This is a genomic window from Shewanella surugensis (genome assembly GCF_023284005.1).
In the GTDB taxonomy this organism is placed as follows: Bacteria; Pseudomonadota; Gammaproteobacteria; order Enterobacterales; family Shewanellaceae; genus Shewanella; species Shewanella surugensis.
Genome location: NZ_JAKIKS010000175.1, coordinates 1 through 8,267, shown reverse-complemented (window position 1 = coordinate 8,267; position 8,267 = coordinate 1). Strand labels below are relative to the sequence as shown.

At 38.4% G+C, this 8,267-nt stretch carries 11 protein-coding genes; 5 read left to right on the top strand and 6 right to left on the bottom strand.

Annotated elements, in window-relative coordinates; genetic code table 11:
* The first annotated feature begins 133 nt into the window (after window positions 1-133).
* A complete protein-coding gene (locus L2764_RS24615) occupies window positions 134-532 on the top strand; it encodes a hypothetical protein (protein WP_248943009.1) in 399 nt (132 codons plus the stop codon).
* Window positions 533-749: 217 nt separating this feature from the next.
* Here the strand turns inward: L2764_RS24615 and L2764_RS24610 are convergent, their stop codons facing one another.
* From L2764_RS24610 to L2764_RS24595, 4 genes are all read right to left on the bottom strand, one after another.
* Window positions 750-1,001: a hypothetical protein gene (locus L2764_RS24610; protein WP_248943008.1), complete on the bottom strand. Its 252-nt coding sequence runs from the start codon at window positions 999-1,001 to the stop codon at window positions 750-752.
* A 151-nt stretch (window positions 1,002-1,152) separates the two neighbouring features.
* Complete coding sequence (locus L2764_RS24605) at window positions 1,153-1,428, bottom strand: helix-turn-helix domain-containing protein (RefSeq protein WP_248943007.1); 276 nt, start codon at window positions 1,426-1,428, stop codon at window positions 1,153-1,155.
* Between the two features lie 163 nt (window positions 1,429-1,591).
* Window positions 1,592-2,776 carry a serine hydrolase domain-containing protein gene (locus L2764_RS24600; RefSeq protein ID WP_248943006.1) on the bottom strand — a complete coding sequence of 395 codons (1,185 nt, stop codon included), beginning with the start codon at window positions 2,774-2,776 and terminating at the stop codon, window positions 1,592-1,594.
* An 80-nt stretch (window positions 2,777-2,856) separates the two neighbouring features.
* Window positions 2,857-4,248, bottom strand: a complete 1,392-nt coding sequence (locus tag L2764_RS24595) for a T6SS phospholipase effector Tle1-like catalytic domain-containing protein (protein WP_248943005.1) — start codon at window positions 4,246-4,248, stop codon at window positions 2,857-2,859.
* 182 nt (window positions 4,249-4,430) lie between these two features.
* Here L2764_RS24595 and L2764_RS24590 point away from each other — a divergent pair, with 182 nt between their 5' ends.
* Window positions 4,431-4,697: a hypothetical protein gene (locus L2764_RS24590; RefSeq protein ID WP_248943004.1), complete on the top strand. Its 267-nt coding sequence runs from the start codon at window positions 4,431-4,433 to the stop codon at window positions 4,695-4,697.
* Window positions 4,698-4,768: 71 nt separating this feature from the next.
* The gene (locus L2764_RS24585) at window positions 4,769-5,005 is read left to right on the top strand and encodes a hypothetical protein (protein ID WP_248943003.1); all 237 of its coding nucleotides are present in this window, start codon (window positions 4,769-4,771) and stop codon (window positions 5,003-5,005) included.
* 52 nt (window positions 5,006-5,057) lie between these two features.
* Here L2764_RS24585 and L2764_RS24580 read toward each other — a convergent pair whose 3' ends face one another.
* A complete protein-coding gene (locus L2764_RS24580) occupies window positions 5,058-5,339 on the bottom strand; it encodes a hypothetical protein (protein ID WP_248943002.1) in 282 nt (93 codons plus the stop codon).
* 320 nt (window positions 5,340-5,659) lie between these two features.
* Here L2764_RS24580 and nfsA point away from each other — a divergent pair, with 320 nt between their 5' ends.
* The gene (gene nfsA, locus L2764_RS24575; protein WP_248943001.1) at window positions 5,660-6,385 is read left to right on the top strand and encodes an oxygen-insensitive NADPH nitroreductase; all 726 of its coding nucleotides are present in this window, start codon (window positions 5,660-5,662) and stop codon (window positions 6,383-6,385) included.
* Window positions 6,386-6,527: 142 nt separating this feature from the next.
* On the opposite strand, the gene L2764_RS24570 is transcribed toward nfsA, so the two are convergent.
* A complete protein-coding gene (locus L2764_RS24570) occupies window positions 6,528-7,406 on the bottom strand; it encodes an aldo/keto reductase (RefSeq protein WP_376708489.1) in 879 nt (292 codons plus the stop codon).
* 146 nt (window positions 7,407-7,552) lie between these two features.
* On the opposite strand from L2764_RS24570, the gene L2764_RS24565 reads away from it, so the two are divergent.
* On the top strand, window positions 7,553-7,972 hold the full coding sequence (locus L2764_RS24565; RefSeq protein ID WP_248942999.1) for a thermonuclease family protein: 420 nt from the start codon (window positions 7,553-7,555) through the stop codon (window positions 7,970-7,972).
* The last annotated feature ends 295 nt before the right edge of the window (window positions 7,973-8,267 follow it).

The following is an 8,267-nucleotide window of genomic DNA, read 5'->3' as shown; positions in this document are numbered from 1 at the left end:
GAAACAGTTCCGTAGAGTGGCTACGCGCTATGAGAGAAAGGCTAAGTACTATTTAGGGACGCTTCAATTAGCTGCTTCTATGATTTGGTTAGCGTAATTGTCAACGCCCCCGAGTCCTTGTCAAATGAATAAAATGTCTGAGATGTATGATCAACTCATGGGTGAATTTGGTAGTAAAGTCCGCAGTCTATTAAATTTTGCAACCGATACCATCTCAGAAGCAGGACAAAAAGGTATTGAATTAGAGGCTCAATTGATTTCAAAACCCACAAAATTAGAAAATATAACCGATATTTTAAAGAGTAACTTACAAAAAGAAGGCCTCTTGCTCAGTGAAAAAGCCGTTTCTGCATCTGGATTATCAGACAAAGAACTCAAAATCCGGATGGCTTCATGTAACTTAATGCCGAAGCCACCGTTAATAACATCACATAATGAATTAACCAAGAGTGAATTTAATGCGCTCTTGCAAATAGGATTACCTGAAAATGTTATTACTACCCCCGTACCCGCTAGCCTTTTCCCTACGTAAAACGAACTTCACTTTTTTACAAGGGCTTATTAAAAAATGAAGTAAAATAGATCCCACTCGATTTTACAGCTCAATAAAAAATAACGTCAAGCTAAAGCTGAAATAGCATTATCGGTATCGAAATACCCAAATGGCTATTAAGGCTAGTTTGAATCTCCCTTGGGCAACTAACGGATTGATTGCCCTAATTTGGGCTGTACAGCTGCCTTTTCTAACATTACCAAGCGTTCCGGTGTGTTAACCCACTCTGCCAACCAACGCCATCAAACTTCATTAAAAAAGCCAATGCCGAGATTATCAATTGAATAAAACGACTCGTTGGTATATCGAAAGCCACACTCGCATAATAACTGTTCATCGCCTTATATCCATCACTCTGATTTAAAAACAAAGAGATGACATAATATTGATAAAGAGTGATTGAAGCATGAGTCCATCGCATACGAGTAAAAAATGGGTTCAGTGACATTAACTAAAATGGCCAAAGTCATCACGTTACACTTTTACACCACTAGGCCTGTTGATCTTTCATGGATAAACACTGTCGCTAAGCGTATTTTTCTCAAACAATATTTAACCATGAAAGATAAACAAACCCTCAAGCCCATCTCGCTAATGTCTTAGCTCATCTCACCTAAATACTGAGAAAGCCAATCATCATCGATATAAGCATAACCTTCACCGCTAACAGACTTTATCTTAGATTTGCCATCTAGATTGAGCGGGAGTTTTTTTCTTAACCGACTGATCCTAACATCGATGCGTCGATTATGTTTACTAAACACCTCCCCAAAAGCGGCTATGCTAAGGCGATCTCGACTCACTATTCCTCCTCTTTCAGATAATAGCTCTTTCATCATGATCATTTCACAATATGTCAGATCCTCATTATTCATTTTATCCAAAATTCCCTCTCATCAATATCCATTAACAAATATGCTACAAACTTACACAATATTGGTGGGTTTTAAAATGAAAACCTCACTCATTTGGATAAAAATTATTATTAAGCTACAAACCCCACTCATTATTTGCTCATTAACCAATACAGAAGCCTAGCTAAAATCGATAGAAAGCATCTAAAGCTCTTAGGGCTAATGAAAAGGTATCCGCTTCTGGGCTATTATCAACATTTTTTGCCACAGCCACTGCATGCTCATGCTCTAAACATAAAATCATCATACTTTCGCCGCCAACACTCCCTCCACTATGCATAACTGAATGAGGATGTTGCTGCATGATCCGGATGAGATCATTGGTTTTTTGCTTTTCTTCTTTTGTGAGTATCCCTTTACTGTGCCGTTTATTTTGCAAGCCAGTCATAGAAGTGACATAAGGTTCAAAACCAATAAACCAACCTATGCCTATTCCTGTATGAGAACCGTCTGGTAAAGTTTTTTCATCAAACAGTAACGCTAATGACTCCGATGTTAAAAAAGTACGATTAACATGAGCCATGGCAAATTTCACGACATCAGTTGGCGTTGATAAAAAACCACCACCAGCATATTTATAACTGCTATTGACTTGAGGTGAGTTAACCAATTGCCTATTCTCGTAAGAATAGGCCCGTTGCCGGTGAGAAATAATCGGCCCATTATCGTCAAAGTCCGTGTGCAGCATATCGAGTGGCGTGAGCACTTCATCTTTTATGATCTGTTTGAAAACTTTGTCGTTAGCGGCTTTCTCCATGACGGCACTGATTAATGTCCAACCATAAGTGGAATAACTGACTTGGCTTCCTGGCGAAAACAGCAATGCATCATCTTTAAAAATACTCAACGCATCAAGGGTATTTTCATATTCCACATTAGAGAGAAATTCATCAAAAGACTGATAATGTCGAATGCCAGAAGTATGACTCACTAAATCCGACAAGGTTATCTTTTCATGCTTATCTGGCCACTGTGGAACTCGCTCTCTGATATCTGCATCAAAGTCTATTTGGCCTTGCTGGTATAAACGCATCAAAGCAGCCGCCGTAAACACCTTAGCAATACTACCAATCCTTAACTTAGTGTTTGCTTTCATTAACAACCGGTTTTCTAAATCGGCATAGCCAAAACCGTTTGCCCAGATGCCTCTTTTATTATCAGCCACCGCCACACTGATCCCCGGTACTGACTCTGCCTGTACCGCTTGATTAAACAAAGTATTCACCACACCTTCCGCTTCATGGGCATTCGTCTGTTGGACTCCAACCAAACAAATGAAACTGAATAACAAAGTCATCCTTTTTTTCATGAGCTATTTCCTTATATTGTGACTGATATTGATTGCTTAAGGCCAATGATAAAAACACATTAAAAAACAGACCATCCTGCTTATTGTTGTACTCTAGGAAGCGCATCTTCGCCTACGGGCTCAATTTTATTGCACGGGGTAAAGCGGTAACCCTGCACTTCATTCACCTCAAAACAATCAAAAAAATAAGGCGCTTGATACCAATAGGAATCAAAACCCCGACTCAAGACTTCTTGGTTGTTGTTAGGCGGTAGGGCAATACGCTCAAGTACTGAATGATGAATATTAATTTTCTCGTACCGAGATACGTCCAAATAACTCGTTAAAATACTGTTTCTTAATACGCGTTTATATTTAGCATCTGTATTTTCCGCATCGTGTACATGAGCAAAAGCATTTTGATGAACTTGGGCAAAATCAGGTAATAATGTCGGCGCATCTCGCTTAATATTATCCAGCATCCAATTGAGTGATAGCCCAGAAAGTGCGAGATCTTTATCCATATGATCATCAGACTTATTATTTTCCATTTTCTCATAACCACCTCCCACATCAGCATGGGCGCCGGAAAACCACACTTCCTCAACTTTAGATATCGATGAGTCTTGACTTTCAGAGCATAAAGACACGACTTCATTACTGCTGATAATAATAGGAGTAAAGACATTGGCACGATTATCATCTAATGACACCGCATGATAAACATGATTAATATTACATATTTGATCGATATAACGCGGATTAGGATTAACAATATTTTTCGGATCGGCAACCCCAAAATAGGTTTCATTAGCCGCTTCTAACGTCGGCACAAAGCCTAGCGCTTCAACCGTATCCCACAATCCAAGTATTTCAATCGATACATTAGCAACATGATGATTTAACGCAAAACCGTCAAGTTTTAAGGTGTCTTGTCCCCATTGATTAATCAGCTGATTAGCCTGAAAACGACTCTCCTCAATATCTTTATCCTCTCCTTTGTAAATCGCATAAAGCGCTTTAGAGAGTTGTAATCTATCTTCCTCGCTAAAGTCCGATAAATCATAAATCCCCAACGCATAAATCATCCCAGCAAGTATGCGACTGGCATAAGCCCCACGACTAAAGCCAAAAATATAAAGCAGTGCATCTTGAGAATAATACCTCGAGAGAAAAGCATAAGCCTCGGCAACATCTTTATCATTACCCCACCCAGCACCTATAATGCGACCATCGGTTCCCACACCTTCATTATAAAAAAGGTATAGATTATCTTTATCTTGATGTTTTATTATTTCATTAAGCGCAGAGACATTGGTTCGACTGTCTCTATCATTTTGTGTCCCGTCTAGAAAGAGTGCCAGTTGTTTAATGTTATGATTATCTTTATTGGGTTGATGAATTTCAACGGTGTAGGTTTTATTTGATGAGCAACTCGCCATCATGATCAACAAACACAGGGTGGCAACGGCCTTAATGATCCTTATAAACATATAATGTTCCTTCAATTATCACTATACTGATATAAGCCCTTCCAAGGTTAACAACAATATTAACTTATAACATCTCAGAAACACCATCTTCAAGTCAATACTTCTGTCGATTAATTAAACAAGATTAAATCAGGTTTTCATATTGGATCAAACTTATCGTATTGATTTTGTCAGCGATGAAAGTGGCAACTAAAATAAATAGGTCAGTTAATCTAGCAAAGAAATCGCCAATACATGATATACATCGTCGTCAATTTATATTCAGTAATCTTGCCACCAGTGCAGGCGTCGCATCTGGAGCCTTTAGCCAGGCGAGTTTAGCGTCTGCACCCGAAAAACAAGCGCAAAATTTATCTCACCATCCTAATGACAAACAATTAACAGATAAAGAATTAACCACATTGTTATCAGGTAATACAATGACAGGAGTCACCCATAAAGGTTCATAATATATGACTTATTTGCAAAGCCATGGCGCTGCACTCAAAAAAGTTGACGATGAGTGAAAAGAAAAAGGTCAATGGCAAATAGGAATAATGAGCTGACTTTACCATTTCCCACCATTGCCGATGGGGAAAAATTTTCAATGATGATCTACCCCTTCAAACAAGGCGATCTATACAAAGGTTGGACCCTAAGACCCATAGGTGCACTTAGTTTATTGTTGAATCTGGTAAAGCGACTGAAATATCTTAACGACTATCAATATAAGAAAAAAGCAGAGATGAGTTTCTCTGCCTTATTTAATTTATTTTAATCTTCAATAATATAAAATATCAATTTCTTATAAAAAAAATTAATGTTGTATTCTAAGATGGTTTTTTCTTCATTTGAAATCCATTCCCTTCCGGAAAAAAGCTCGCCACGGAAACTGAGTGTTCCTTAGCTTCCGTATCTTGAACAACTAATTTTATTGGCGTTGTTACTGACTTCACCGACATTTGCTGAGTAAGACTCATACCGTTTAGCGGGATTTGTAGGTCATTTTCGGGAGTGACAGCCGAATAAATTGACATTGTCATCCAGCTCAACATCAATAGCATGATAAAAGACCGACACCTATAAAGAACATAAAAAATAATTAAGTACATAATGAACGCCAACTATGTTTAATTAATGTAGTGGTAAGGTTAACCGCTTAACCAATGGTTAACATCATTCAAAAGTATGAAAAAATACCTAGACAAACGGCTATAAATTTTATATGACTAATTCTTTTATACTACTATGAAGGCGGTTAATACTGAAAATGAGACTTTAATCAATTGATTTATAATAAAATTAAATATTCTTCAACTTGGTCCTCATAAAATAGACAAAATAACTAGATATGTACTCTATTCAGTATAAAAGATACTCATCACTAATCTTAATTGATTTTAAATAGGCTACTGTCATTTTAAGGGCACATATGAACCATACCATCGAAACCATACTTGAACATCGTTCAATACGAAAATTTACCCATCAAACAATCGATGATGCCCTACTCACCACTATCTTAAATTGTGCTATTGCCGCCTCAACATCAAGCTTCATCCAATGTGTCAGCATCATTAGAGTCTGTCAACAAGACCGTCGAGAAACACTGGCGCAGTTAGCTGGAGGTCAAGCTTATGTCGCTTCGGCCGCTGAGTTTTTTGTATTTTGTGCTGACTTTAATCGCCATAAACAAATTCATCCAGAAGCACAGTTAGGATTCACTGAGCAAACCTTAATAGGTGCTATCGATGCAGCCTTAATGGCGCAGAACGCTTTGTTAGCAGCAGAGTCGCTCGGACTCGGTGGCGTCTATATTGGCGGGATCAGAAATAACCCTCAAGCAGTATCTGATCTATTAGAGATGCCATCACATGTCATCCCTTTATTTGGCTTATGCCTAGGCTATCCAGATCAACACCCCGAAAAAAAGCCTAGGCTGCCACAATCCCTTGTTATACACCAAGAAGCGTATCAGCCAGAGCTTGATAAACAAATCTTGAATGACTACGACAATCAAACACGCCACTATTATCGAAACCGCAGCAATGGCAATAAAGACATGTCGTGGTCAGAGCAAATAACCACGGCATTGAATAAAGAAGCCCGCCCTTTCATGAAAGATTTTATCCATAATAAAGGCTTCAGCACCCGCTAATGTGTGCTAGTTTGATCATTTCCTGCAGCAGCTTCTATGTTTTTCACGCAAAGAATAGCTTATCTTATATAGCGCCATTGTTCTCGACTTGGGTTCAAACATCATTCTACCTTCCCCGTGATAATGCTCCACAAGCGCTACGCTAAGGGACAGGCTGTCCCTTAGCGGCACACCACACTCGATACCACTGTTCATGATCCAATGATAACGCTAAAGAACCAATGGCTAATCGGGTTCGGGTTATATTGCCACTGCCTAAAATAGGCAACGGATTGGAAGGATGCCGCATTATCCACGCATAAATGACCTGTTCAATAGAGTCCGCATTAAGTTCTTCTACTAATGTATTTAGCACCTGTTTCAATCTAACGATTTGATCATTTTTAAGATTGAAAATAGCGCCACCCGCAAGACAAGACCAAGCCATTGGGCGACAACCCACTTTTTGCAACTCATCTAATATTCCCGTTTCAAATACTGTGAGGTTTACTGGATTCATTTCTATTTGATTTGTCACCAAAGAAAAGTCAAGACGAGATTGCAATAACGAAAATTGAGATGAAGTAAAGTTTGAAACCCCAAAATGTTTCACTTTTCCTTGCTGCTGTAGCAGCATAAAGGTTTGTGCCACTTCATCTGTCATCATAAGAAAATCGGGTCTATGCAGTAATAATACATCTAAATAGTCGGTACCTAAGCGGCTTAAAGACATATCAACCGACGCCATAATCGCTTGTTGACTTAAGTCATAATGAGCAATGCCCTTATCACTACTCGGCACAATCCCACATTTTGAGATAATCTCCATTTTATCTCTTAATCCCCCATCAAGTTTTAAAGCTTGACCAAATAAGGTTTCACAGGACGGTGTACCGTAAACATGAGCATGATCAACACTACTGATCCCTAGCGCCAAATGTGACTCAATAAAAGACAAGCATTGTTGAGCTGACCAGTCCCACTCCCCTAAGCGCCAATAGCCTTGAATTAGATTTGATAGCATGAGTCCATCAGACTGCATGGGGGTTTTTGATGTCATATTTGATCTAAGTGTCAAAATTAATTACTCTTTTTATTTTTAAATAATAAATAATCCCAATTTCCATTTGCATAATAAAGGGATCCCACTAAAAATGAATACAGGCATAAAAATAATGGAATGCAAACATGTTAAAAGCACTCTCTATATTCATATTATTATTTTTCTACATCCCTATGGCAACAGCCAATCCTCAGTTAACCACAGAAAGTCAAACGGCGAAGATAACCGCCATTTATAGTGCCGATCACTTTAGTGCTTATCTTCCCGAGCAAAAAGAAAGCACACAAATTCGTCTTAATGGCGTTTATACTCCCTCCCTTGATGGTCAATGTGCAAAAGAAACTGAATTGGCCTTAAAAGCCAAGGCTTTCGTCACCGAATATATAAAAAATGCAAAAAAAATATTATTAACAGAACAGACCCACGATGAAAATAAAATACTATGGGCTACCATGTACGTAGATGGCAATAATTTATCTTACGTTCTCATTAATAAAAACCTTGGCCGAAAATGGCCCGCCCCAAAAGAAAGCTGGTGTCATTAATGTAAAGTCGACATGATTAACTTTACTTTAATCCAGTTTTAAATAGACTTTATCGCTAGTCTAATAATCTCAATATAATTGAGCTTATTATTCATCCACAGCTTAATATTAAGTAACCTACTAATAATAAATACATAGTTAACTGACCTCCGGCAAAGCCGGAGGCTTATTTGGCTGACGCCCCAAAAGGGCTTAAGTCAGTGCCCAAGGCACCCTCTACATTCCGAGTTTTAATTGATCCCGATGAATGTCATTTTTTTCTTGGTTTCGTATGTACTCTTTTATCATTTCCTCA

What these genes read in the sequence shown, in the direction of transcription:
- nfsA (WP_248943001.1), top strand. Translation starts at nt 5,660, where the DNA reads ATGAACCATACCATCGAAACCATACTTGAACATCGTTCAATACGAAAA.
- L2764_RS24580 (WP_248943002.1), bottom strand. Translation starts at nt 5,339, where the DNA reads ATGTACTTAATTATTTTTTATGTTCTTTATAGGTGTCGGTCTTTTATC.
- L2764_RS24615 (WP_248943009.1), top strand. Translation starts at nt 134, where the DNA reads ATGTCTGAGATGTATGATCAACTCATGGGTGAATTTGGTAGTAAAGTC.
- L2764_RS24605 (WP_248943007.1), bottom strand. Translation starts at nt 1,428, where the DNA reads ATGAATAATGAGGATCTGACATATTGTGAAATGATCATGATGAAAGAG.
- L2764_RS24595 (WP_248943005.1), bottom strand. Translation starts at nt 4,248, where the DNA reads ATGTTTATAAGGATCATTAAGGCCGTTGCCACCCTGTGTTTGTTGATC.
- L2764_RS24585 (WP_248943003.1), top strand. Translation starts at nt 4,769, where the DNA reads ATGGCAAATAGGAATAATGAGCTGACTTTACCATTTCCCACCATTGCC.
- L2764_RS24570 (WP_376708489.1), bottom strand. Translation starts at nt 7,406, where the DNA reads ATGCAGTCTGATGGACTCATGCTATCAAATCTAATTCAAGGCTATTGG.
- L2764_RS24600 (WP_248943006.1), bottom strand. Translation starts at nt 2,776, where the DNA reads ATGAAAAAAAGGATGACTTTGTTATTCAGTTTCATTTGTTTGGTTGGA.
- L2764_RS24610 (WP_248943008.1), bottom strand. Translation starts at nt 1,001, where the DNA reads ATGTCACTGAACCCATTTTTTACTCGTATGCGATGGACTCATGCTTCA.
- L2764_RS24565 (WP_248942999.1), top strand. Translation starts at nt 7,553, where the DNA reads ATGTTAAAAGCACTCTCTATATTCATATTATTATTTTTCTACATCCCT.